Consider the following 25,384-nt stretch of genomic DNA (forward strand, 5'->3'; position numbering starts at 1 on the left):
GGCTGCGACTGAAGAGGGAGCAGCCGAAACCAAAAAAGAGGTAACAAATCAACTTTGCCACCTCTCTTTGTCTTAATACTCAAAGTTCTTTAGACCATTTCTTACCCCATGGGGTATAAAGCCATGCTAAAAAAGCCAATGCTGGCACTAAGCAAATAGCAAAAGTTAATCCTAAAGCATTCATAATTCTATCTTTTTGATATTATTAATCCAATTATAGCCAAGACTATTGTCAAGACAATCCCCAAGTATATAGCCGATACCGTGCCATCTTGGTCTGTCTTTATTATTTTAAAAAGTGCCGCCAATCCACCCAAGACCATGATAGTGTATGTAGATTTGCTCATGTCAAAGAAATACTTGATTACAGTTTCTCTGATAAACCTTTCTTTCTCATTTTTCTGTTTCATTTTCTTAATTGTTGGCAAAGTTACGAAAAAGTTTCGTAACTTGCAAGTTATTACTAATATTTATTTCACTATTCTACTATAATCCTTAGTTTGCCCCTTATCTTTGTTTTCGATACGGATTTGAACCATCGTTCTTGCAGGGATGGTATCTGGCATTCTAGCCATAAGATATTCAATAACATCATTTACATTATTGAAGCCGACATCTTCCACCTTCACTAGAGCCTTGCCTCTATAATACAGCGTACCTTTGATGAGCTGCTTATATGAGAATCTTTCGAAATGGTCACCTTTCTCATCTGAAACATGAGTAGTAGAGCGATCTTCCGTGAAGAAAATCTTCTCCACCACCTTTTCATTGAGTTCCCAGGCTGGCGTAAAATCTAGCTTCACATAAGTTCTCGTAACTCTATAGCGATCAGAGTGGTTCATTGCAAAGCCAACCTCTGCCAACGTAGCCCCACATTCATTTTGAGCCACAGTAGCCCACGTATGGCGAAAAGTATAGACGCAATAAGTTTCATCATGCTTCATACCAAGTGATTTCTCGCAAACTTTTCTTATGCCAATGTTGACATTGGCACCGAAAGAGTCACTGGAAGTCATTCTTTGGTGGAAATTAAACAAGTAAGGCGACTCGGTCTTATCCAAATACTTCTCAAATAAAGGCAGGATGATTCCAGGCACTCGCATCTCGATATAAGCATTATCTCGTCGGGCATTTCTTGTCTTTGCTCGCTCATAGCCAATTATTCCATCATGATAGTCCTTTTTCTTCAACCTGTAAATATCAACGGTATTGATACCAGCCAAGCACATGACCATCATAGCAACATCCCTGCCTAATTCTGGCAAAGGAAAGACTCTGTCGCTCTCTGGAAGTGGGGCAGCAAAGAACGCCCGAACTTCTTCCATGGTGATGGCCTTCTTCTCAGGAACATCAGAACTTGGTATTTTCACCTTTAGCCAAGGATTTGTAGTGATTCGAATCATACCATTATCATAATCATTGAACTCAGCCAATGCTTGCTTGAAAATCTGTCTCACACAAACAGGGTACATCTCCTTGGCTCTAGCTGTCTTAGATAGAGTTTTTATCCAACCATTGATAAACTGGGTAGTAAGCTGGGAGAACATAACCTTGTTGCTTCCGGCATATCTTTCCAAATGCTGATAAGCCAATTCGTAGTTTCTTGCATTTCGCTCATGCCCATCATTATACATTTCATCATGATATTTTCTAGCGTAGTCAGAAAAACATATGTCCGCAGTACCTTTCTCCAAATATGCCACAACATCATGGACGCTCCACTTTCTAATCTCCACCTTATTCAACAACTCTGCAAACTTTGCGATTCTTGCAGAACAAGACTGAATAACAAAAGGATCCTTAACCTCTCTGTTTTTCTTGTCCACACCTTTAGAATCAACTATCTTATCCGTCCTTATATATTTCACTCCACGATTGTGAGTGATACGGATGTAAACTGGCCAAAAGCCATCATTTCTCTGTTTCTGAACAATTACCTTAAATGTAGCCATAAAACTTCTAAACACGCTCTAAACGTTAAACAAAATTACTCTAAAACTTTTCTAAACATTTCGTTTCATTTTTAGCATTTTAGTGCTACTATTGCTAAAAACGAATTAAGAGGAAAGCCCCTGTTTAAAGGACTTTCCTCTTAATTAACTGATAATCAACAAATATTCTTTATTCCTCAACAGCAGCCTGAGCCGCAGCCAAACGTGCGATAGGCACACGGAATGGAGAACATGAAGCATAGTTCATACCAACCTTAGCACAGAACTTAACTGATGAAGGCTCACCACCATGCTCACCGCAGATACCTGTGCGGAGGTTAGGACGGGTAGCACGACCATTCTCTACTGCCATTTTGATGAGCTGACCAACACCCTCCTGGTCGAGAACCTGGAATGGGTCAACCTTCAAGATCTTCTTCTCCATATATGCAGGGAGGAATGAAGCGATGTCGTCACGAGAGTAACCGAAGGTCATCTGTGTCAAGTCGTTAGTACCGAATGAGAAGTACTGAGCCTCTTCTGCAATCTGACCTGCAGTAAGGGCAGCACGTGGAATCTCAATCATAGTTCCTATCTCGAACTCAACCTCTACGCCGTACTCGATGAATACTTCCTTAGAAGTAGCGAGGATGATAGCCTTCTGCTGCTTGAGCTCCTGAACGGTACCGATAAGAGGAACCATGATTTCTGGACATGGGTTGTAACCTTCCTTCTTCAACTCGCAAGCTGCACCGAGGATGGCACGAGTCTGCATAGCTGTAATCTCAGGGAATGTGATACCGAGACGGCAACCACGATGACCGAGCATAGGGTTGTTCTCTGCCAGAGAGTTCACGCGCTTCTTGATTTCCTCAACGCTTACGCCCATCTCCTTGGCCATAGTCTGCTGACCAGCCAAATCGTGTGGTACGAACTCGTGGAGAGGTGGGTCGAGCAAGCGGATGTTCACGTGGCAGCCATCCATAGCCTTCAAGATGCCGTAGAAGTCAGCCTTCTGATATGGGAGGAGCTTGGCAAGAGCCTTCTCGCGACCCTCTACAGTACCTGCCAGAATCATCTCACGCATGGCAACAATCTTCTGATCATCGAAGAACATGTGCTCTGTACGGGTCAAACCGATACCCTTGGCTCCGAATGCACGAGCTACCTCAGCATCGTGTGGAGTATCTGCATTGGTACGGATCTCCATCTTAGTATACTTGTCGCAGAGGTCCATCAGCTCCTTGAAGTCGCCTGAAAGCTCTGCAGCCTTTGTCTCAATCTGTCCTGCGTAAACCTGACCAGTAGTACCGTTCAGAGAGATGTAATCACCCTCCTTGTAAACTACGCCCTCAATCTCTACAGTCTTAGACTTATAGTCAACGTTGATAGAGCCGGCACCTGATACACAGCACTTACCCATACCACGGGCTACAACGGCAGCGTGAGAAGTCATACCACCACGAGCGGTAAGGATACCCTCGGCAGCAGACATACCAGCGAGGTCCTCAGGAGATGTTTCGATACGAACCATGATGACCTTCTTGCCATCCTCGTGCCACTCCTGAGCATCGTCAGCGTGGAATACGATCTGACCGCAGGCAGCACCTGGAGAAGCAGGGAGACCCTGAGTGATGACCTTAGCCTTAGAGAGCGCCAGCTTATCGAATACTGGGTGCAAAAGCTCATCGAGCTTCTGAGGCTCACAGCGCAGGATAGCAGTCTTCTCATCGATCATACCCTCGTGGAGGAGATCCATAGCAATCTTCACCATAGCGGTACCTGTACGCTTACCGTTACGTGTCTGGAGGAACCAGAGCTTGCCTTCCTGTACGGTGAACTCCATGTCCTGCATATCGTGATAGTGGTGCTCCAGCTTATCCTGGAGAGCATCGAGTTCCTTGTAAAGCTCAGGCATAGCCTCTTCCATAGAAGGATACTTAGCTACGCGCTCCTCCTCAGAGATGCCAGCACGCTCAGCCCAGCGCTGAGAACCGATCTTTGTAATCTGCTGTGGTGTACGGATACCAGCTACAACGTCCTCACCCTGCGCATTGATAAGATACTCACCATTGAAGAGGTTCTCACCATTACCTGCATCACGAGAGAAGCAAACACCAGTAGCAGAAGTTTCACCCATGTTACCGAATACCATCGCCATCACAGAAACGGCAGTACCCCACTCATCAGGAATACCTTCCATCTTACGGTAGAGGATAGCGCGCTCGTTCATCCAAGAACGGAATACTGCGCAGATAGCACCCCAGAGCTGCTCGATAGGATTGGTAGGGAAATCCTGACCAGTCTGCTCCTTGATAGCAGCCTTGAAGAGCTCAACGAGCTTCTTGAGAGACTCTACAGAGAGGTCCTTGTCGAGAGTAACACCCTGCTCTTCCTTCACCTTTTCGATGATAGCCTCGAATGGATCGATGTCTTCCTTGTTAACTGGCTTAAGACCCATAACAACATCACCGTACATCTGTACGAAACGACGATATGAATCGTAAACGAAATGAGGATTACCGGTCTTCTTGACCATACCCTCAGCCACCTCATCATTCAAACCAAGGTTGAGGATGGTATCCATCATACCTGGCATAGATGCGCGAGCACCTGAACGTACTGAAACGAGGAGAGGATTCTCTACGGAACCGAACTTGCTGTTCATCAAAGCCTCTGTATGAGCTACAGCAGCCATTACTTCATCCTGAAGAAGTTCCTTGATTTTTTCCTCACCTACCTCATAATACTCATTACAAGTGTCAGTTGTGATAGTGAAACCTGGAGGAACAGGTACACCGATAAGATTCATCTCAGCGAGGTTTGCACCCTTACCGCCAAGAACTTCGCGCATCTTCGCATTTCCTTCGGCTTGTCCATTGCCGAACGTATAAACTCTTTTTTCGTTCATTTTGTTATAGGTTCAAAAATATTATATAATTCTAGTTATTATCAATTTTTTGTTGATGATGCAAATATACAACATTTCTCTGAAACTACCAAACTTTTATACTCTTTTTTGCTATCTCGAGATTACATTTCACACTGTTGCCGCACACACGGGACTATTTTTAACAATCTACTATCAATATGCAACGATTGAGAGGAATTTATAAGTTGGCGAAGAAAGAGATTCTGACACTCTGAGGGGCAGAATATCCCCTCAGGGCCCCCTTTTTCCTACGTCGCGACGCGGGAATTATTACGTCGGGACGCAGGAATTGCTACGTCGCGACGTAGGAAAAAGGGCATCGGGAGAGGAAAGGTGAGGGTGTGTCATAAGAAAGTCTTCCGCCAGGCGTCCCGGCGGATTTGACCCCGGCAGGCGTCCCGGCGGATTTGCAATCCGTCGTTAAAAAAGGTTCGACCTATAGACAACGGGGGATTTGTAATCCCCCTATAAAAGAAAAAGCATACTCCTTTGCTGCGGATTACAAATCCGCAGAGCCGAAATAGGTTAGGACATTTTTTAACGCCGGATTGCAAATCCGGCGGGACGCCTAGCGGACTTGCGTTCTAGAAAAAGTAAAAAAGTCAAAAGGTCAAAAGGTCAAAAGTCACATTTGACAAAAGTGAAAATGTGAAAGGGAAAAAGTGAAAGTGAAAAGGTGAACGAGGTGAATGGTGAATTGGGTGAATCAGTCGGTTTTGCGAATGTGATTTTTCAAAGAACAGAAATGAGACGAATCCTAAACATCATATAACAATAATCAAATATCAAGATTAAGACTATTAAATACCATTAATTATCAAAAAAGCATTTAATAATGTACGCGCGTAAGTACTACTTTATTATATATAGAAGAAATCTTATACCAGAATATTCAAGAAACAGGCATCAACAATAATCAAGAAACTGGCATCAACCCATCTCTTTTTACGAAAAGTCACTTTTGACCTTTTGACCTTTTGACCTTTTTGCCATTCGCAGCATATTCATCAAATTCACCCAGTTCACCATTCACCTCATTCACCTTTTCACTTTCACCTCATTCACCTTTTCCTCTCGTCTTTCTTTCCCTTTCCCCTCCTATCTCCCTCACCATTCATTCCTCTCTACCTCACAACATCCGGAACAAAGACTGAAAAAATCCGGGACAACTCTTTCATTTCTCGCAAAAATGTATTAACTTTGCAGCCATAAAAAAACAAATTTGAATTATGGCAAGAAAACGTAAACCATTACCTCTCTTGGAGAACATCACCATCGAGGCCGTAGCAGCCGAGGGTAAGTGCATCACTCGCGTAGATGACCAGGTCATCTTCGTGCCTTTCTGCGTGCCTGGCGATGTGGTAGATTTGCAGGTAGTTAAGAAAAAACATAAGTATTGCGAGGCGAAGGTAGTTCGCTTCATCAAGAAGAGCGACGTAAGACAGGAGCCTATGTGCGAGCACTTCGGCATCTGTGGCGGTTGCAAATGGCAGAACCTTCCTTACGAGGAACAGATCAAGGCGAAGCAGAAGCAGGTGGAAGACCAGCTCACCCGCATCGGCAAAATCGAACTCCCTGAATTCCGCCCTATCATGGGCAGCGTGAAGACCCAGGAGTACCGTAACAAGATTGAGTTCGGATGCAGCAACAAGCGCTGGTTTACTTCTGAAGAGTTGGCTCAACTTCCTCAGAAAGAGGATGATACCGTAACTTCACTCAAGGAGCGTCACGCACAGAATGCCATCGGTTTTCATATCACCGGAGCCTTCGACAAGATTTATCCTATCAAGAAGTGCTGGCTGATGGATGACCTCTGCAACGAAATCCGCAACTTCGTTTTCGAATACGCAGACTCCCACAACTATACCTTCTACGATCTTCGTGAGCAGCACGGATTGCTCCGCGACATGATGATCCGCAATTCGAACACAGGCGAGTGGATGCTTGTATTCCAGTTCCACTACGATGAGGAGGGAGATGAGCAGAGAGCCTTGGAACTGATGCAGCAGGTGGCAGACAAGTTCCCTCAGATCACATCGCTCATGTATGTGGATAACCAGAAGGGAAATGATACCATCAACGATCTGGACCTCAGCCTCTTCAAGGGCAACGACCACATCTTCGAGCTGATGGAGGATTTGAAGTTCAAAGTAGGTCCTAAGAGTTTCTATCAGACTAACACCGAGCAGGCTTACCACCTCTACTGCGTGGCTCGCGAGTTTGCCAACCTCACCGGAGATGAGCTGGTTTACGACCTCTACACCGGTACCGGAACCATCGCCAACTTCGTGGCTCACAAGGCAAAGAAGGTGATCGGTATCGAGTACGTACCAGAGGCTATCGAGGATGCCAAGGTGAATTCCCAGGTAAACAACATCGAGAACACCCTCTTCTATGCAGGCGACATGAAGGATATTCTGACCAACGAATTCATCGCCCAACACGGTCGTCCAGACGTCATCATCACCGACCCTCCACGTGCCGGCATGCACCCGGATGTAGTGAACGTGATTCTGAACGCAGCACCTAACCGCATCGTATATGTAAGCTGCAACCCAGCTACCCAGGCTCGCGACCTGCAGCTGATGGACGACCACTACAAGGTGGCTGCCGTTCAGCCGGTAGATATGTTCCCTCATACTCCTCACGTAGAGAACGTGGTATTGCTCGAAAAGCGCAGCGATGCTGAAATCAAGCAGAAGAAGAAGGAGCGCAAGGAGCGTGAGAAGGCGATAGCAGAAGCCAAGGCTGCCAAGGAGGCTGAAAAGCTTGCATTGGAAGCAGCCAAAGCAGAAGACCTCACAGCAGAGGAACTCGCTGCCAAGAAATAAACCTAAAAACAAAATAGAAATAAGATGAAAAAAGGTATCATCCTGGCGCTCATGGCTTTGACTGCAGTCTCAGCCAGCGCCCAGAAAAAGCAGACCATCGAATTGCCTTCATGGTTGAGCAATGTGAAATTGTCGGGTTATGGAATGACCCAGTATCAGTACAGCGGGCAAAAGAATGCGGAATCCAACTCGTTCAACATCCGAATGGGCCGTATCGCCTTGGAGGGTCGCATTGCAGACGACTTCTACTGGAAGACTCAGATTCAGTTTAACGGCAACACTTCCAACCTGGGTTCAAGCCCAAGAATGGTGGATCTGTTTGCTGAATGGCAGAAGTACGACTATTTCAAGGTGAAGATTGGTCAGTTCAAGAACCCATTTACCTTCGAGAACCCGATGCATCCTATCGACCAGGGCTTCATGGGTTATTCACAGAACGTGAGCAAGTTGGCGGGTTTCAGCGACCGTGCCGGCGAACACGCATCCAATGGACGTGACATCGGTCTGCAGCTCCAGGGTGACTTCCTCAAGAATGCCAACGGCCGCAACCTGCTGCATTATCAGATTGGTGTATTCAACGGACAGGGAACCAACACCAAGGACGTTGACAATCAGAAGAATGTGATTGGTGGCGTATGGGTAATGCCAGTAAGCGGCATGCGTATCGGTGCCTTCGGATGGACGGGGTCTTATGCAAGAAAGGGTAACTGGACGGAAACCGTAGCCGACCCAACCTCTAGCGTAACTCCTGGCGCAGCAAAAGAGATTACTCATACCAACGAGGTTCGCAATCTGAACCAGAACCGCTACGCCTTCTCTTTCGAATACAAGAAAGACGGTTGGATTGTACGTTCTGAGTACATCCACTCTACCGGCAAGGCATTTGCCAAGAGTCTCACCAGCTTCAACGATGCCAACTCCAAGGATTGCAGCCTGAACGAGAAGATTGGCGATAAGGCACAGGGTGTTTACGGATTAGTGATCGCCCCATTGGCTCAGCTGCCAAAGAACAGCCGAATCGACTTCAAGGCACGTTACGACATGTATCAGCCTAACGGCAAGAGCAACATGCAGAAGACGCAGTATGAGGCAGGTTTGAACTTCCACATCGGCAAGCGAATCAGCATCCTCACCGAGTATGCATTGGTGAATGACAAGACCCTCGCCAAGCACAATTACTCCATGGCAGATGCAGAAGTCTGCTTCCGCTTCTAACACGCCCTGAAAGGGCAGAAGCTCCTAGCCCAGGGCAACACCCTGGGTAAAAAAGCGCATTCAACAGGACGCCCTGTAAGGGCAAAAGCTTTAAAGATATTAGAAAGCTTTTGCCCTTACAGGGCGTCCTGTTGAATGCGCTTTTTTACCCAGGGTGTTGCCCTGGGCTAGGAGCTTCTGCCCTTTCAGGGCGTGTGGGGCAAACCATTAAAGGGCGTGGGGAGCAAACCGTCACAGGGCGTGTGGGGCGATCTCTCTAGAAAGAGTAAGAGAATCCGATAGACATGAACTCCTTGAACTGCCAATAGCTCTGATCATCCTTACGCTTTGCTCCATCATCGAAACGAGGATAGAGGAAGATATTCGATGAAATATAACGATTGAACTGGAAGGTAATCGTATTTTCCCATTCTATCTCAGCACGCTTGTAAGTAGTATATGCCCAGAGACGGGTCTTCCACTTCAGGTTCTCCATCACCTGCCAAGACAGATCGAAGGTACACTCAGAACCGTAATCGGTCATACCATGCTGTCCCTCCTTCAAACCATATCTTGTGGCAAGATCCTCACGGCCCACATACTTCCAGTTGAACGCCAAAGGAGCCAGATGGGCACTACCCTTCAACCTGTGGTTGAGCCAATCCACCGAATAATCCATACCGACAGAGAGGTTCAGATTGAATGGTGAGAAGAAATCGGAATAAACCTTCTTGTCATTACTCTTGTAACCATGGGCAAACTGCGTCTGCGCCACCATCTGGATGGTATAATACCATTTTCTGGATGCCTGAAGACCCAACTTGCTGGTGTATCGGATCAAGTCGTCAGATGTCTTGAGCGAATGCACCGAGTCTCCCTTGGAAGTCTGGTAGCCCAATCGCATCTCCAGCTTATTCTCCCACTTCACCTTCTGCTTGTTGTTGTAGTTCGCCATCATCGTTACACGTCCCAACAGAGAGTAGTTGCTCTCACCACCCTTATACCAATTGTCAGACACATAGTTTTGCAGGAACTGCAGATAGTAATCACCTCCGAAAGTCCAGAAGTTAGGCTTGAAAATCACGATATCCGATGGCGCAGTTTCCGGTTCGAAGACCTTAGGCGCCACCTCTTCTATGATATCGCGCTTCGGCTTTTTGGCTTTAGAATCCGCCACAATCGGAGCGCCCACCTCTTCCAGATGTCGCTGCGTAGTCTTCACCAGGTCTGGACGGTTGAGATAGACATCCATCAAGGTCTTATCGAGCATCACGCCAAGCGAATCACCTACCCCTCCCTCAGGACGGAGGCGCAGGAACTGATTGGCAGGTGAACGATAATACGTGAGTGGGGTGAAGAGCATGGCATATCGGGAATCATCCGAAGACATCTCAGCAGAGTCGATACGCTCCCTGATGTGAGCCAGCGAGTCCACATAACTTTTCACTATCGATGGAGTTTTCACCACCACATTATGCCTGCGGGAACGTTGGGCATCTGCCGTCACAGCACCCGCAAGCAAAGCTAAAATGAGTAATCCAAATCTTATTTTCATTCCTTCATATACTAATTTGGGCACAAAGGTAACAAAATAATTCTAAATTCAACGCCATTCTTTACAAATATTTTGGCTAATTCATAATTTTATAGTAACTTTGCACCCAAATAATTCTAATTTAAATTATAAACATCGTGGCTGATACAAAGTACATCTTCGTTACCGGTGGTGTGGTTTCTTCTTTGGGTAAAGGAATCATATCTTCATCCATCGGTAAACTTCTTCAAGCAAGAGGCTACAACATTACTATCCAAAAGTTTGACCCATACATCAACATCGACCCGGGTACACTGAACCCGTACGAGCATGGTGAGTGCTACGTAACGGTAGATGGTATGGAGACCGACCTCGACCTCGGACACTACGAGCGATTCACCGGTATTCAGACTACGAAAGCGAATTCTCTCACCACTGGTCGTATCTACAAGGCAGTCATTGACAAGGAACGTCGCGGCGATTATCTTGGCAAAACCATCCAGGTGGTGCCTCACATCACCGACGAGATCAAGCGCAACGTGAAGCTGCTCGGCAAGAAGTATCACTATGACTTCGTGATTACCGAAATTGGCGGAACCATCGGCGACATCGAGAGTGCCCCATATATGGAAGCTATCCGACAGCTGAAATGGGAGCTGGGCAAGAACGCCGTCAATGTGCACCTCACCTATGTGCCTTATCTGAAGGCTGCAGGCGAGTTGAAGACAAAGCCTACCCAGCACTCCGTGAAGGAACTGCAGAGCGTAGGTATTCAGCCAGATGTTCTGATTCTCCGCACCGAGAAGCATCTCGATGAGGGAATCCTGAAGAAGGTGGCTAGCTTCTGTAACGTAGATATCGACTGCGTAATCCAGAGCGAAGACCTTCCTAGCATCTACGAGGTGCCTGTAAACATGCAGAACCAGGGCCTTGACACCGCCATCCTCCGCAAGATGGGAGAACCTATCGGCGAGAAGCCTGCGCTGGGTCCATGGAAAACTTTCCTCGACCGCAGAAACAAGGCTACAGAGGTGGTAAACATCGGTCTCGTTGGAAAGTACGACCTGCAGGATGCCTACAAGAGCATCCGCGAGAGCCTCTCGCATGCCGGCACCTACAACGACCACAAGGTGAACATTACATTCATCAACTCGGAATATCTCACAGAAGAGAACGTGGCTGAGCAGCTGAAGGGGCAGGATGGTATCGTCATCTGCCCAGGATTCGGCCAGCGCGGCATCGAGGGCAAGATCATCGCTGCCCACTATACCCGCACCCACGACATCCCTACCTTCGGCATCTGCCTGGGTATGCAGATGATCGTCATCGAATTCGCCCGCAACGTATTGGGCTACAAGGATGCCAACTCGCGTGAGATGGATGGGAAGACTCCACATAATGTCATCGACATCATGGAGGAGCAGAAAAACATATCAAACATGGGTGGAACCATGCGACTCGGCGCCTACGAATGCGTGCTGAGACAAGGCAGTCGCGTGTTCAACATCTATAAGAAGGAGCATATCCAGGAGCGCCACCGCCATCGCTATGAGTTCAACAACGAGTTCCAGAAGGAATTCGAGAAGCACGGCATGATGTGCGTAGGCCGCAATCCGGAAAGCGACCTGGTAGAGGTAGTTGAAATCCCGGGCTTGAAGTGGTACATCGGAACACAGTATCATCCAGAGTACCAGAGCACGGTATTGAAGCCACACCCATTGTTTGTTGACTTTGTAAAGACAGCCATCGCTAACAAGAAATAGCGCAGGCTGGCTTTAGGCAGCAGAATGGCACAGCATTTGCTGTCTTCTCAGAGAAAATAAAACAATAAAAATAATAATGAATAAGAACAACATTATCGGTTTCCTCCTGATTGCCGTAGTGCTGATAGGCTTTAGCTGGTACAACCAGCCATCAGCCGAAGAGCAGAGAGCGGCATTCGTTCAGGACTCCATCGCCAAGGCGAAGCACGCCGAGATGGAAAAAGCCAGCAAGACTGCCGCTGTTAAGCGCCAGGCGAATGCTAAGGCTAAAATTGAGGCAGACTCTACAGCCCTCTTCTATTCGGCGCTGAAGGGTCAGGCTCAGAAAGTAGTTTTGAAAAATGAGAAGGTTGAGTTGACTCTCAACACCAAGGGTGGTACTGTCGAGAAGGCAGTCATCAAGGGATACGTGGGTCACAACCTCAAGGTGAAAGATGGTTCTGCCGACCAGAAGGACGTAACTCTCTTCGACGGCAACGACCAGAGCCTCAAGTTCATGCTCGAGGCGAAGGAGGCCAACATCATCACCAGCGATTTCTATTTCACACCATCCAACGTGACCGACAAGTCTGTCACCATGACTGCAGTGGCTGGTCCAGGCAAGACCCTCAGCATGACCTATACTCTCGGCGACGACTATATGCTCCACATGAGCCTGCAGGCTGAGGGAATGGCAGGACTGTTCTCACCTAACTGCAACAAGATGAGCATCGACTGGAGCGACAAGGCGCGCCAGCAGGAGCGTGGCTTCATGTTCGAGAACCGCTACACCACCCTCACCTATCATGAGGCTGAGGGCGGCACCGACCACCTGAACGAGGGCAGCGAGAAAATCGACGAGAAGATTGAAGAGACTATCGACTGGGTATCTTTCAAGAACCAGTTCTTCTCAGCTATTATTGTAGCTAAGGACAACTTCGACAAGGATGCCTTCATGACCTCTATTCCTCAGGAGAAGGGTTCGGGCTACCTGAAGCAGTTCCAGGCTAAGATGAAGACAGCCTTCGACCCAACCGGCAAGAAGGCATCTGAGTTTGAGTTCTACTTTGGTCCTAACGACTTCCAGATTCTGAAGAATACAGAGAAGGAGAGCACCTTCGGCAAGGACCTGGAGTTCCAGAAACTCGTTTATCTGGGATGGCCTATCATCCGCTGGATCAACCGTTTCTTCACACTCTACGTGTTCGACTGGTTGAGTAATGTATTCCCAATGGGTATCGTATTGATTCTCATCACATTGCTCCTCAAGCTCATCACCTACCCTATGGTAAAGAAGAGCTATATGAGTTCTGCCAAGATGCGTGTGCTGAAGCCAAAGCTCGAGGCAGCTACCGCTCAGTTCAACAAGCCTGAGGACCAGATGCAGAAGCAGCAGGCGATGATGGCAGAATATGCCAAGTATGGTGTTAGTCCACTGTCAGGTTGCTTGCCAATGCTGATTCAGATGCCTGTTTGGGTTGCGATGTTCAACTTCGTGCCTAATGCCATCCAGCTTCGTGGTGAGAAGTTCTTGTGGATGAACGACTTGAGCACCTTCGACCCAATCTTCGAGTGGAACACCAACATCTGGTTGATTGGCGACCACTTGAGTTTGACCTGTATTCTCTTCTGCGTAGCCAACCTGTTGTACTCATGGATGACGATGCGCCAGCAGCGTGACCAGATGGTAGGTCAGCAGGCAGAGCAGATGAAGATGATGCAGTGGATGATGTATCTCATGCCATTGATGTTCTTCTTCATGTTCAATGACTACTCAGCAGGTTTGAACTTCTACTACTTCATCTCATTGTTCTTCAGTGCCGCAATCATGTGGACCTTGCGCAAGACCACCAACGACGAGAAACTCCTCGCCATTCTGGAGAAGCGCTACCAGGAGAACAAGAACAACCCTAAGAAGGCAAGCGGCCTCATGGCAAGAATGCAGGCCCTCCAGGAATTGCAGCGCCAGCAGCAGGAAGAGATGCAGCGTAAGCAGGCAGAACTGAACGAGAAAAAGAATAATCTCGGAAAATAAAGTTTTCTAGATAATAATGAAAGCGTAATGATTACCGGTAAAGGTATTCGTTACGCTTTTTTATTTCCCAAAGGATATATTTCGCTTTTCTACCCCCGAAAAGGTATAATTTGTTAAATGATATTATAAATTATACCTTTTCGGGGGTATTTTCATTTTTTATTCGTATATTTGCCACCGAAAGGGTATAATATAATATCATTAATAATAGGATTTTACCCGAAAGGGTATAAAAGAAATAAAATATGAGCAATACATTATCATCATACGTCAAGGAAATGCGCAAGCAATTCGGATTGACCCAAGTAGATCTGGCGGCGAAATCGGGCGTAGGCCTAAGATTCGTAAGAGAACTGGAACAGGGAAAGGAAACGCTGCGACTCGACAAGGTAAACCAGGTCCTCCTCTTGTTCGGTCAGGAAATCGGTCCCGTTCCCATCAGAAAAGAATAACGCTAGGTCTGCCCCATACGCCAAGGCAAGGCTATATGCCAGATTTGCCCCATACGCCCTGAAAGGGCAGAAGCTCCTAGACCAGGGCATCGCCCTGGGTATCAGCAATATATACAAAAACGCCCTGTAAGGGCAAAAGCTTTAAAATCCCATGAAACAAGGAAAGATTTATCTCTACGACCAATACGTAGGCCTGCTGACGGAAGACGAAACGGGCTTTACCTTTGCCTACGATGCAGATTATCTGGCATCGGATGGCGCCGAAGCCGTGAGCCTCACACTCCCGTTATCCGACGAGCCCTACCACGACACCGTTTTGTTTCCCTTCTTCGATGGATTAATCCCCGAAGGATGGCTGCTGAATATCGCAGAAAGCAGTTGGAAAATCAACCAACGGGATAGAATGTCACTCCTCCTCGCCTGCTGCAAGGATTGCATCGGAGCCGTCAGCGTCATCCCCGCAGAAGAACCTCCTGTAGAAGAAATGAACAGTTCAGCTGCAGAAGGAACAAACGCTTCATCTCAAAACTAGAAAGGAAAAAGAAATATGGAGAAATGTCTATATTGCTATAAACCACTCAAGCCAGGGCAGATAGATTACCACCCCGCTTGCGCCCGAAAACTCTTCGGCACCAAGGAAGCCCCTGTCCTACCCTATATTAGAAAGGAAATAGGCGACCTGGCTAAACAGGTAGTGCGTGCCCAGACCACCCTCACCGGTGTACAGGCAAAGCTCTCGCTCGATGTGAACCCAGGCGGAAAGAACGAACCATCCCGCTTCACCATTGTAGGACTCTGGGGAAAATACATCCTCAAGCCCCAGACCGACCGCTATCGCTGTCTTCCAGAAATAGAAGACCTCACGATGCATCTTGCCGAAGCCGCCAAAATCGCCGTGGTTCCGCATGGTCTGATTCGCTTTGCCGATGGCGAACTCTGTTACATCACCCGAAGAATTGACCGACTGGATGATGGCACCAAAGTACCAATGGAGGATATGTGCCAGCTGTCAGAGCGCCTTACCGAATACAAATACAAAGGTTCTTACGAACAGGTTGCCAAGCTCATCAAGAAGTATTCCTCCTTCTCGCAGCTTGATCTCGTGAACTATTGGGAGGTAGTCATCTTCTCGTGGATTACCGGCAACGCCGATATGCACCTCAAGAACTTCTCGCTCTATAACAACAGGAAGCTGGGCTATGGACTAACCCCAGCATACGACCTGCTCTGCACGAAGATAGTGATGCCAGAAGATACCGAGGAACTCGCCCTGACGCTGAATGGAAGAAAAAGAAAAATTCTGAAATCAGATTTCATCAAGGTGATGACAGCATCGGGACTCAGCGAAAAAGTGATCAATAACATCGCCAAGAAGTTCCGTCGCTCCATCGTGAAATGGCTCGACCTGATAGACGCCTCCTTTCTGCCGGATAGTATGAAGAAGGAATATAAAAAACTGATACTCAGCCGAGTCATGGCATTAAGATAAATTCTTTCTGTAATTGTTTCTGCCAAGCAGAACAAACAAGAAAAAAACAAAAAAAGCAAGAATAGTATAAACAAAACAAGATATGAAGAAAATACTCTTATCACTTTTAGCAGCTGTTGGCTTATCAACCACCGGCTGCTCAGCACAGGTTGACAAATCGGCCTCATCAGCAAAAACAGCCCCATCCGACGGCATCATCGTATTGGCTCCTCAAGCCTTTATCAACCAGGCAAAGGCAGATACCACCAGCTTCCTTCTCGATGTCCGCACTTCCAAGGAATATGCAGAAGGACATCTGGCTGGTGCCCAACAACTGGATTACCTCAATCCCGAGGCATTCGATGCCGGCATCAAGCAGCTGGATAAATCCCGCACCTACTACATCTATTGCAGAAGCGGAAAGCGGAGCCATGGTGCATGCCTGAAAATGAAGAAGCAAGGCTTTAAGGTCTATGATATGGAAGGGGGAATCCTCAACTGGACAAAGCTCGGAATGCCGGTTGAAAGATAAAAAAGTACCTTTTCCAAAACGCCCTGTAAAGGCAAAAGCTTTAAAGAAACAGGCAATAAACAAAGCTTTTGCCCTTACAGGGCGACGGGTTTGCGTTCATAATTACCCAGGGCGATGCCCTGGGCTAGGAGCTTCTGCCCTTTCAGGGCGTATTGGGTAATTTCAACCGTACAGGTCGAATTTACTTCTTCAACACAGGCTCGCAGGTGATATTCACTCCAAGCTTCTTGAAGATCTTCTGATCTACATCACTCAGCATCACGGTGCAATGAGCCTGGCAGCCACGGAGCTTAGGCAATTGCTCCAAAGCTTTCTTGCAGTTATCATCATTCTCTGAGAGAACAGAGAGGGCTACAAGAACCTCATCGGTATGAAGACGAGGATTATGACCGCCGAGATAATTAATCTTGGTATGCTGGATAGGCTCAATCATCGACTGAGGAATCAACTTCAACTCGTGGTCGATGCCAGCCAGATGCTTGGTTACATTCAAGATCAATGCCGCACTGCAACCCAGCAACTCACTGCTGTGACCGCAGATAATCGTTCCATCCTCCAACTCAATCGCAGCAGAAGTATGGCCTGTCTCCTTCTTATGATCCTTAGCCGCTACAGTCACCTTGCGATAATCCGTAGTAATCTTAGCCTGCTTGAAAAGCAGCTGAATCTTGCTGATCTCCTCCTCGTTGCACGCACCGGCAGCCAACTTGTTGGTAGCCGCATAATAACGGCGGATAATCTCATCCTTCGAAGCCTCGCAGCAAGCCTCATCATCCGAAATGCAGAAGCCCACCATATTCACACCCATATCCGTAGGCGACTTGTATGGATTGCTTCCGTAAATTCCCTCAAACAAAGCATTGAGCACTGGATAAATCTCTACGTCACGGTTGTAATTGATGGCAATCTTATTGTAAGCTTCCAGATGGAATGGGTCGATCATGTTCACATCGTTGAGATCGGCAGTAGCTGCCTCGTAAGCGATGTTCACCGGATGCTTCAATGGGAGATTCCATACAGGGAATGTCTCGAACTTAGCATAGCCTGCACGCACACCACGCTTGTTCTCGTTATAAAGCTGGCTCAGGCAGACAGCCATCTTACCGCTACCAGGACCCGGAGCAGTAACAATCACCAGCGGACGCTCAGTCTCTACATAATCATTCTTGCCAAAACCCTCATCAGAAGCAATGAGATCTACATCGTGAGGATAACCCTCGATGAGATAATGGCAGTAAGTCTTGATGCCCTCACGCTCCAAGCGCTGCTTGAAGGCGATGGCTGCAGGCTGACCATTAAAATGAGTAATAACAACAGAACCCACCATAAAACCACGGTTTTGGAATTCACCACGCAGGCGAAGCACATCCTCATCGTAAGTGATACCCAGATCGGCACGCTTCTTGTTCTTCTCAATATCGGCAGCACTGATCACGATAACAATCTCGATGCTATCGCTAATCTTCTGAAACATGCGCAGCTTACTATCAGGCTGGAAACCTGGCAAAACGCGGCTGGCGTGATGGTCATCGAAAAGCTTACCTCCCAATTCGAGATAAAGCTTTCCATCAAACTGTGAGATTCTCTCCTTGATATGTTCGGACTGAATCTTCAGATACTTCTCGTTGTCAAATCCTATTTTCATTGTGTTTTATATATTTTGCGGTGCAAAATTACAAAAAAAGTATCGTACTAACAAATCTTTTATCCGAAAAAATAAAAGAGAACTGCTACATATAGGCATCCAAGACATGAAAATGCTTGTTGTCATACTCCTCAAGATAGTTTTTATAATCCATCCACATCAGGGAACCGGTTTTTCCGAACAGAGTCTCTCCATTGTCCTGGTGTAAATCCCGTCTTAGCCTTGAAAATCTTATAGAGATGAGCGTGGGATGAGAAGCCGCATTCTGAAGAAATGGTATCATTGCTGTACCTGCATTCTTCCAGCAGCATACGCTGCGCCTCCTTGAAACGGATATCGCTGAGCCAGATTCTGAAACTGCTCTTCAGATAGTTCTCGAAATACAGGCTCAATTCATTGCGAGGAATGCCCAACTTAACAGAAAGCATCGGCATATTTACCGTACTGTCTCTGAAGCCACCCTTGTCACACCAACTGGTAAGCATCGATTCTATGATAGAGATTTTCTCAGAAGCCAATCCCACGTCCTCACTCTCTTCCATCACTTCAAGAGGTTCATCGGCTGTATCCAGCTCCAGTCTCACCTCCGCAGGAATCATATTATAGCCATATCCCAGGAAACTGATGGTAAAGGAAATCAAGGAAAAAAGCATCAGGGGTCCCACACAATAAAGAAGCGGACGATAGCAGATAGCGCCTACCATCGCCAAAACCATTATACCCGCCAATCCGTAAGTGGTATAGGTATATTTATCAAAAGGAAGCAAGTCTTCCGTGGTGTTTTCTTCGATAATCTTTCGATGATAACGCATCTCAATAACCGTGGTATAAGTGCTATACATGATGGTAACAGCAAATAATGCGAGCATCACATAAAGCCATTCGCCCATATGCATCCCCCTAGGAGTATCATTGTATCCGAAAAAGAAACAAATCAATATCAATGCATAACTCACACATCCCAGCAAGGCAAACTTTTTCCGCCCGCCACGATAACAAATTAAGTTATAAGTGGCATAGGAAATAAAGGAAGAGACAGGAGAATAGAAGAGAACATTGACAACAGCTCCAATCTCATCGCCTTTAGCACGGAAACCACAAACCATTTGCAAGACATAATGCCAAGCAAGTACAAACATGGAAAAAGCAAGGAGCCAACGAGACACCTCGTAACGACGGTTGGACCAGCGAATCTGAAACCTAGACAAAACCAATATCAAGCCCAACATCAACATTATAATGCAGCAAGCAAACTGCACAAGAAATAATGTATTCATTTACTAAATATTTATATCTTTACTTATATCCCTGAAAATTTAGCATTTAAAGCTAAACTGTATCATTTGAGATGCAAATTTACGAAAAAAAACGCAGACTTTAGTAAAGAAAGAAGAATAATTTTGTTTTCTCATTAATTTTCTGTAACTTTGCACGGAATATTTAGAAGATTGCAACAAATTATTAATAATATCTTAAAAATATGATTAAAGCGATGATTTTGGCTGCAGCTGCTCTCACCATGGGAGCAAATACAGCCGATGCACAGACTATGATTGAAAAGAACAACATCAAGGTGGAGAACCACCTGATGACCCCAGAAGCTCTTTGGGCGATGGGTAGAATCGGTGCCGCTGAAGCTTCGCCTAACGGCAAGCAGGTGGTTTACCAGGTAGGTTACTACAGTGTAAAGGAGAACAAGGGCCATCAGATGCTCTTCATCATGGATGCCAATGGCAAGAACCAGAAGGCACTGACCACTGATGCCAAGAGCGAGACTGATGCTGCCTGGATTCAGGGCGGACAGAAGATTGCCTTCATCCGTGGCGGACAGCTCTGGAGTATGAACCCTGATGGTACTGACAGAAAACAGCTCACCAATGATGAATTGGGCATCCAGGGATTCCGCTTCTCTCCAGATGGCAAGAAGGTAATCCTCATCAAGGAGTTGCCTTATCACGGAACCATCAAGAAGAATCCTTCTGATCTTCCTCTGGCTACAGGTCGTCTCGTTACCGACATGAACTATCGCCACTGGGATCACTACGTAGAGAGTATCCTTCATCCTTTCGTGGCTGATGTTGCAGAGGATGGCACCATCAACGCCGGCGAGGATATCCTGAAGGATGAGCCTTTCGAGTGTCCTATGGCTCCATTCGGTGGCATCGAGCAGTTGGCCTGGAGTCCGGATTCCAAGACCATCGCCTATACCTGTCGCAAGAAGGAGGGCGTGCAATATGCCATCTCTACCGATTCAGACATCTACCTATATAATATAGGTACGCGCGAGACCAAGAACCTCTGCAAGGAGGCTGGTTATGTAGAGCCTAAGATTGATGCAACCAAGAGCATGAAGAACCAGGCTGTAAATGCACCTGAGAATCTGAAGAACAATCCTGGTTACGACATCAACCCTCAGTTCTCTGCCGACGGCAAGTACGTGGCTTGGCAGAGCATGGCTCGCGACGGATACGAGAGCGACCGCAACCGCCTCTGTGTCTATGAGCTTGCTACCGGCAAGAAGAACTATGTATCAGAGAAGTTCGACTCCAACGTAGAGGGCTTCGTATGGAACAAGGACAACAAGAGCCTCACCTTCATCGGCGTATGGCACGGAACCCTGAACCTCTATCAGGCTAACTTCAAGGGCGAAGTAAAGCAGATTACCAACGAGTGGGCAGACTACGGAAGCATCGCTCTTGCCAACAACGGCAACAAACTTCTCGCTACCAAGGCTAGCATGAGTCACCCTACCGATATCTACATCGTAACACCAGGCAAGAATGCCAAGAGTACCAAGGTAGAACAGATTACCCGTGAGAACGACCACATCCTGAGTCAGTTGAACATGGGTAAGTGCGAGCAGCGCTGGGTAAAGACCACCGACGGCAAGCAGATGCTGGTATGGATCATGTTGCCAGCTAACTTCGATGCCAACAAGAAGTACCCTACCCTTCTCTTCTGCGAGGGCGGTCCTCAGAGTCCGGTCAGCCAGTTCTGGAGCTATCGCTGGAACATTCAGATCATGGCAGCCAACGGTTACGTCATCGTATTGCCTAACCGCCGTGGTCTTCCAGGTTTCGGAAGTGCATGGAACGAGGAGATTTCAGGAGACTGGACTGGTCAGTGCATGAACGACTATCTTTCTGCCATCGACGATGCAGCCAACAATCTTCCATACGTAGATAAGGATCGCCTGGGCTGTGTAGGTGCCAGCTTTGGTGGTTTCTCAGTTTATTATCTTGCAGGTCATCACAACAAGCGTTTCAAGGCATTCCTCGCTCACGATGGCGCATTCAACCTTGAGAGCATGTACACAGATACCGAGGAGGCTTGGTTCTCTAACTGGGAGTATGATGATGCTTACTGGAACAAGGATCAGAGTGCCAACGCTAAGAAGACATACGAGAACAGTCCTCATAAGTTCGTTGACAAGTGGGATACTCCAATTCTCTGCATCCACGGCGAAAAGGACTATCGCATCAATGCCAACCAGGGCATGGGCGCCTTCAATGCCGCTCGCATGCGTGGCATCCCTGCCGAGCTTCTTATCTATCCTGACGAGAACCACTGGGTATTGAAGCCACAGAACGGCGTGCTCTGGCAGCGCACCTTCTTCGGCTGGTTGGACAAGTGGTTGAAGAAATAATATATTAAAAACGAAAAAACGAGGTAACAGGTTACGCCTGATACCTCGTTTTTTCCTTAAAGACTTTTAAGCCATTTTTTACCAGATTTGGTACTTAACCAAATATTTAATACCAAAGCTACTACTCCAGTACCAGCCAATGTCATAATTAATGCTTCCATATCTTTACAATTTAGAAATTCTGTACCCAATCGTAGACAACAAACTTGTTGTAACTAAACCAGTAACAAAGAGCCAAACAGCAGTAGTTGTTACATCTTCTTTTAAAAACATAGTTACTACATCACCCACAACCATAGCTGTGAAAGTAGCCTTAGCCAAATCATAGAAGAATTTACTCAAGTTCTCACGGCTAGACCTTAACTTTTCTCTATCTTCCCGAGCTGTCATACGCTTTTATGTTTAAAACATTGCAAAAATACAACTTTCTTTTCAAACTAGCAAAGAAAAAGATGTTTTTTTCTGGAAATATGATAAAAAGGCTTGCTTCGGAAATGAAGCAAGCCTTTTTTGTATATGATATTTTTGATTTAGCTTACGCGATTCAACTTCTTGATGATAGAGAAGATGAAGAGGGCTGAAACCAGGCAGATACCTGCGAGAACACCCCAGATGGCAATGAGGTTGAAGTTCTGACCCCACATGATGCCAGGAATCATAACCAACTGGTTACCGATGGCTGTTGCACCAAACCAGAGACCCATCATCAAACCAGCATACTTTGGAGGAGCTACCTTCGATACAAACGAAATACCGATAGGAGAAAGCAGAAGCTCAGCGAAAGTAAGGATGAGATAGGTAGAGATGAGGAGGTTAGCACTTACACGTGTACCCTCTGTAGCAGGATCGCCCTGTGTCAAAGGAAGCTCCAGCCCCATAGAACCTACAGCCATCCATACGAAACCGAGAGCTGCAACGAGCATACCCAAACCAATCTTCTCAGGAGATGTAGGCTCCTTGCCTATCTTGTGAAGCCATGAGAACAAAGCAACGCTCACTGGTGTCAATGCCACTACATAGCATGGGTTGAACTGCTGGAAGATAGGAGCCTCAACATCTACGGCACCTTCAAGGTTGCTGTACTTGTAGAAGAGGAAAGCGATGGCAGCAACAATGACACCAAGAGAGATGCCCTTACCCTTGCCAGTCTTGCTCTGTGCCAGACCGAAGCAACCGTAAACCACGAAGATGCAGGCTACGAGGTTGGTCACATCGAATGCCATTGACTGCAAGCCCTCAGATGTCTTCTGAGTATAGTCGCGTGCAAAGAGTGTCAATGTATTACCATTCTGGTGGAAAGCCATCCAGAAGAAGATAACCACAGCAAATACGAGACAGAGGCAGATGATGCGCTCCTTGGTCTCAGCCTTGGAAAGCTCATTAGTCTCCTTAACCGGAGTCTTGTCGTCCTTACCCTTGGTCTCAGAAGCAAGCACGTGCTTATATGTAAAGCTGAAGGCATAGTAGATGGCGATACTAATGATAAGCGAAGCACATGCCACAGCGAATGCAAAATGGTATGAATCCTCCACTGATACGCTCAGACTCTCCTGCGCCCACTTCATAATCTTGATGGCTGCTGTAGGAGCGAACATAGCGCCAATGTTGATAGCCATATAGAAGAGAGAGAAACCGGAATCACGGTTGCTGGTAAACTGTGGCTCGTCGTAGAGACGACCTACCATCACCTGCAGGTTACCTTTGAACAAGCCGGTACCCAAAGCGATGAGGATAAGCGAAATGCCCATGGCAGCAATGGCAACAGTATCCTTGCCAAGAGGAAGCGAAAGCACAAGGTAGCCGATGAACATAATGAAGATACCCGTGGTAACCATACGTCCAAAGCCAAACTTGTCGGCTGCGATACCGCCGATGATAGGGAGGAAATAAACCATCATCAGGAAGGTAGAGTAAATTGTACTTGCCAATCCGGTTTCAAAACCGAAGTTAGCCTGCAAATAGAGCAAGAACACTGCAAGCATGGTATAGTAACCGAAACGCTCACCCGTGTTAGCCAAAGCTAAGGCCCACAGACCTTTTGGTTGATTTTCAAACATAATTTTTTGTTATTTTATAATTTTATTATTTAGTTATTCTTTTCTCGCAAATTCTGTGCAAAGATACACAAATTATTCCATATTTCAAACTCAATGCCTAAAAATCGTTATATCAAATACCATTTTTATATTCAAAAACGTCTAAATTTCTAAAAAATAGACAAATAATGCAAAAGTTTTCCATTTCTATTACAATAAGATTGCGTTTTTTTTTGTACCTTTGCAGCCCGAAACCGTAAAGGTGGATTCCGACAGTATAAATATTGGATTAAAACAAAAAAGAAAGGTAAAAGGATATTTATGAGACAACTTAAGATTAGCAAGAGTATAACCAATCGTTCCAGTGAAGCACTCGACAAGTACTTGGTGGAGATTGGTAGAGAACCTATGGTCTCTATTGATGAGGAGATTGAGCTGGCCCAGAAGATTCGCAAAGGCGGTCGTGAGGGTGAGCGTGCCAAGGAAAAACTGGTCAAGGCAAACCTCCGATTCGTTGTATCTGTTGCTAAACAATACCAGCATCAGGGTTTGGGTCTGACAGACCTCATCGACGAGGGAAACATCGGTTTGGTAAAGGCTGCAGAGAAATTTGATGAAACTCGTGGTTTTAAGTTCATCTCATACGCAGTATGGTGGATTCGCCAGAGCATCCTCCAGGCTATCGCTGAGCAGAGCCGTATCGTTCGCCTGCCTTTGAACCAGGTAGGAGCATTGAGCAAGATCAGCGCCGAAATCAGCAAGTTCGAGCAGGAAAACCAGCGCAAGCCTTCTGTTGCAGAGCTGGCACAGATTACCAAGATGGAGGAAAGCAAGATTGACCAGACCATCAAGGCAGACAACCACCATATGAGTATCGATGCTCCATTCGGTAGTGATGACGATGACAATGCGATGGTAGATGTGATGGCTTCTGGTGATGATAGCCGTACCGACAAGGGTGTTGACTTCGAGTCTATGGCGAGCGAGCTCCAGCGCGTATTGGCAACAGTATTGAAGGAACGCGAGCGCAAGATTCTCTGCTACTGCTATGGCATCGGTTGCCACGAGAAGGGTTTGGAAGAAATCGGAAGCGAATTCAACCTCACCCGTGAGCGTGTACGCCAGATTCGCGAGAAGAGTATCATCAAGCTCCGTGAAAGCGGAAAGATCAAGATCTTGATGAAATACTTGGGATAATTCTGAAACAGAAACCAAGAATTAAGAAACAGAAATTCTGAATTCTGAAACAGGAATTCTATCCATATCGAAGACGAGAGAAAAATAAATAAAGCTCAGTTGTGTTACCCACAACTGAAACAAAAAGGGCAATCAGTTGGTTCATCCCAATCTGATTGCCCTTTCTCTTTTTACACACACGCCCTGAAAGGGCAAAAGCTCCTAGCCCA

The 25,384-nt window shown here is 46.6% G+C and carries 17 protein-coding genes and 1 pseudogene; 10 read left to right on the plus strand and 8 right to left on the minus strand.

The genetic code is table 11. The annotated features are described in order from the left end of the window. Positions 1 to 188 precede the first annotated feature (188 nt). From DW657_RS02650 to ppdK, 3 genes are all read right to left on the minus strand, one after another. Positions 189 to 410: a hypothetical protein gene (locus tag DW657_RS02650; RefSeq protein WP_147381872.1), complete on the minus strand. Its 222-nt coding sequence runs from the start codon at positions 408 to 410 to the stop codon at positions 189 to 191. 60 nt (positions 411 to 470) lie between these two features. After that, positions 471 to 1,952 (minus strand): phage integrase SAM-like domain-containing protein, encoded by a 1,482-nt coding sequence (locus DW657_RS02655; protein ID WP_118311305.1) that lies wholly within the window; start codon positions 1,950 to 1,952, stop codon positions 471 to 473. A 169-nt stretch (positions 1,953 to 2,121) separates the two neighbouring features. Continuing rightward, on the minus strand, positions 2,122 to 4,842 hold the full coding sequence (gene ppdK / locus DW657_RS02660; protein WP_118311306.1) for a pyruvate, phosphate dikinase: 2,721 nt from the start codon (positions 4,840 to 4,842) through the stop codon (positions 2,122 to 2,124). Between the two features lie 1,250 nt (positions 4,843 to 6,092). Here ppdK and rlmD point away from each other — a divergent pair. Together rlmD and DW657_RS02670 are read left to right on the plus strand one after the other, a co-directional pair. Then, a pseudogene (rlmD, locus tag DW657_RS02665) lies at positions 6,093 to 7,541 on the plus strand (23S rRNA (uracil(1939)-C(5))-methyltransferase RlmD); the annotation flags it as partial. A 177-nt stretch (positions 7,542 to 7,718) separates the two neighbouring features. Then, a complete protein-coding gene (locus tag DW657_RS02670) occupies positions 7,719 to 8,909 on the plus strand; it encodes a porin (protein ID WP_118311307.1) in 1,191 nt (396 codons plus the stop codon). A gap of 256 nt (positions 8,910 to 9,165) precedes the next feature. Here DW657_RS02670 and DW657_RS02675 read toward each other — a convergent pair whose 3' ends face one another. Continuing rightward, positions 9,166 to 10,443 (minus strand): DUF3078 domain-containing protein, encoded by a 1,278-nt coding sequence (locus DW657_RS02675; protein WP_118311308.1) that lies wholly within the window; start codon positions 10,441 to 10,443, stop codon positions 9,166 to 9,168. A gap of 137 nt (positions 10,444 to 10,580) precedes the next feature. Between DW657_RS02675 and DW657_RS02680 the strand changes: the two genes are divergently transcribed. From DW657_RS02680 to DW657_RS02705, 6 genes are all read left to right on the plus strand, one after another. Further along, positions 10,581 to 12,185 (plus strand): CTP synthase, encoded by a 1,605-nt coding sequence (locus tag DW657_RS02680; protein ID WP_118311309.1) that lies wholly within the window; start codon positions 10,581 to 10,583, stop codon positions 12,183 to 12,185. A 76-nt stretch (positions 12,186 to 12,261) separates the two neighbouring features. Beyond that, positions 12,262 to 14,199, plus strand: a complete 1,938-nt coding sequence (yidC, locus tag DW657_RS02685; protein ID WP_118311310.1) for a membrane protein insertase YidC — start codon at positions 12,262 to 12,264, stop codon at positions 14,197 to 14,199. 245 nt (positions 14,200 to 14,444) lie between these two features. Continuing rightward, a complete protein-coding gene (locus DW657_RS02690) occupies positions 14,445 to 14,651 on the plus strand; it encodes a helix-turn-helix transcriptional regulator (protein ID WP_118311311.1) in 207 nt (68 codons plus the stop codon). Positions 14,652 to 14,802: 151 nt separating this feature from the next. Then, positions 14,803 to 15,183 (plus strand): HipA N-terminal domain-containing protein, encoded by a 381-nt coding sequence (locus tag DW657_RS02695; RefSeq protein ID WP_118311312.1) that lies wholly within the window; start codon positions 14,803 to 14,805, stop codon positions 15,181 to 15,183. 15 nt (positions 15,184 to 15,198) lie between these two features. Further along, positions 15,199 to 16,140, plus strand: a complete 942-nt coding sequence (locus DW657_RS02700; RefSeq protein ID WP_118311313.1) for a HipA domain-containing protein — start codon at positions 15,199 to 15,201, stop codon at positions 16,138 to 16,140. An 82-nt stretch (positions 16,141 to 16,222) separates the two neighbouring features. Continuing rightward, the gene (locus DW657_RS02705) at positions 16,223 to 16,651 is read left to right on the plus strand and encodes a rhodanese-like domain-containing protein (protein ID WP_118311314.1); all 429 of its coding nucleotides are present in this window, start codon (positions 16,223 to 16,225) and stop codon (positions 16,649 to 16,651) included. Between the two features lie 181 nt (positions 16,652 to 16,832). On the opposite strand, the gene DW657_RS02710 is transcribed toward DW657_RS02705, so the two are convergent. Further along, positions 16,833 to 18,296, minus strand: a complete 1,464-nt coding sequence (locus DW657_RS02710; protein WP_118311315.1) for a DUF1846 domain-containing protein — start codon at positions 18,294 to 18,296, stop codon at positions 16,833 to 16,835. 143 nt (positions 18,297 to 18,439) lie between these two features. Next, complete coding sequence (locus DW657_RS18280) at positions 18,440 to 19,573, minus strand: AraC family transcriptional regulator (protein WP_233546594.1); 1,134 nt, start codon at positions 19,571 to 19,573, stop codon at positions 18,440 to 18,442. 203 nt (positions 19,574 to 19,776) lie between these two features. Here DW657_RS18280 and DW657_RS02720 point away from each other — a divergent pair, with 203 nt between their 5' ends. Further along, the gene (locus DW657_RS02720) at positions 19,777 to 21,942 is read left to right on the plus strand and encodes a S9 family peptidase (protein ID WP_118311316.1); all 2,166 of its coding nucleotides are present in this window, start codon (positions 19,777 to 19,779) and stop codon (positions 21,940 to 21,942) included. A 165-nt stretch (positions 21,943 to 22,107) separates the two neighbouring features. On the opposite strand, the gene DW657_RS02725 is transcribed toward DW657_RS02720, so the two are convergent. Beyond that, positions 22,108 to 22,332 (minus strand): hypothetical protein, encoded by a 225-nt coding sequence (locus DW657_RS02725; RefSeq protein WP_118311317.1) that lies wholly within the window; start codon positions 22,330 to 22,332, stop codon positions 22,108 to 22,110. Positions 22,333 to 22,472: 140 nt separating this feature from the next. Continuing rightward, the gene (locus tag DW657_RS02730; protein WP_118311318.1) at positions 22,473 to 23,999 is read right to left on the minus strand and encodes a peptide MFS transporter; all 1,527 of its coding nucleotides are present in this window, start codon (positions 23,997 to 23,999) and stop codon (positions 22,473 to 22,475) included. A gap of 300 nt (positions 24,000 to 24,299) precedes the next feature. On the opposite strand from DW657_RS02730, the gene DW657_RS02735 reads away from it, so the two are divergent. Continuing rightward, a complete protein-coding gene (locus DW657_RS02735; RefSeq protein ID WP_089542826.1) occupies positions 24,300 to 25,175 on the plus strand; it encodes an RNA polymerase sigma factor RpoD/SigA in 876 nt (291 codons plus the stop codon). The last annotated feature ends 209 nt before the right edge of the window (positions 25,176 to 25,384 follow it).

Origin of the sequence: Prevotella sp. AM23-5, from assembly GCF_003473645.1 — a bacterium.
GTDB lineage: Bacteria > Bacteroidota > Bacteroidia > Bacteroidales > Bacteroidaceae > Prevotella > Prevotella copri_A.

What these genes read in the sequence shown, in the direction of transcription:
- DW657_RS02650 (WP_147381872.1), bottom strand. Translation starts at nt 410, where the DNA reads ATGAAACAGAAAAATGAGAAAGAAAGGTTTATCAGAGAAACTGTAATC.
- DW657_RS02655 (WP_118311305.1), bottom strand. Translation starts at nt 1,952, where the DNA reads ATGGCTACATTTAAGGTAATTGTTCAGAAACAGAGAAATGATGGCTTT.
- ppdK (WP_118311306.1), bottom strand. Translation starts at nt 4,842, where the DNA reads ATGAACGAAAAAAGAGTTTATACGTTCGGCAATGGACAAGCCGAAGGA.
- DW657_RS02670 (WP_118311307.1), top strand. Translation starts at nt 7,719, where the DNA reads ATGAAAAAAGGTATCATCCTGGCGCTCATGGCTTTGACTGCAGTCTCA.
- DW657_RS02675 (WP_118311308.1), bottom strand. Translation starts at nt 10,443, where the DNA reads ATGAAAATAAGATTTGGATTACTCATTTTAGCTTTGCTTGCGGGTGCT.
- yidC (WP_118311310.1), top strand. Translation starts at nt 12,262, where the DNA reads ATGAATAAGAACAACATTATCGGTTTCCTCCTGATTGCCGTAGTGCTG.
- DW657_RS02690 (WP_118311311.1), top strand. Translation starts at nt 14,445, where the DNA reads ATGAGCAATACATTATCATCATACGTCAAGGAAATGCGCAAGCAATTC.
- DW657_RS02695 (WP_118311312.1), top strand. Translation starts at nt 14,803, where the DNA reads ATGAAACAAGGAAAGATTTATCTCTACGACCAATACGTAGGCCTGCTG.
- DW657_RS02700 (WP_118311313.1), top strand. Translation starts at nt 15,199, where the DNA reads ATGGAGAAATGTCTATATTGCTATAAACCACTCAAGCCAGGGCAGATA.
- DW657_RS02705 (WP_118311314.1), top strand. Translation starts at nt 16,223, where the DNA reads ATGAAGAAAATACTCTTATCACTTTTAGCAGCTGTTGGCTTATCAACC.
- DW657_RS02710 (WP_118311315.1), bottom strand. Translation starts at nt 18,296, where the DNA reads ATGAAAATAGGATTTGACAACGAGAAGTATCTGAAGATTCAGTCCGAA.
- DW657_RS18280 (WP_233546594.1), bottom strand. Translation starts at nt 19,573, where the DNA reads ATGAATACATTATTTCTTGTGCAGTTTGCTTGCTGCATTATAATGTTG.
- DW657_RS02720 (WP_118311316.1), top strand. Translation starts at nt 19,777, where the DNA reads ATGATTAAAGCGATGATTTTGGCTGCAGCTGCTCTCACCATGGGAGCA.
- DW657_RS02725 (WP_118311317.1), bottom strand. Translation starts at nt 22,332, where the DNA reads ATGACAGCTCGGGAAGATAGAGAAAAGTTAAGGTCTAGCCGTGAGAAC.
- DW657_RS02730 (WP_118311318.1), bottom strand. Translation starts at nt 23,999, where the DNA reads ATGTTTGAAAATCAACCAAAAGGTCTGTGGGCCTTAGCTTTGGCTAAC.
- DW657_RS02735 (WP_089542826.1), top strand. Translation starts at nt 24,300, where the DNA reads ATGAGACAACTTAAGATTAGCAAGAGTATAACCAATCGTTCCAGTGAA.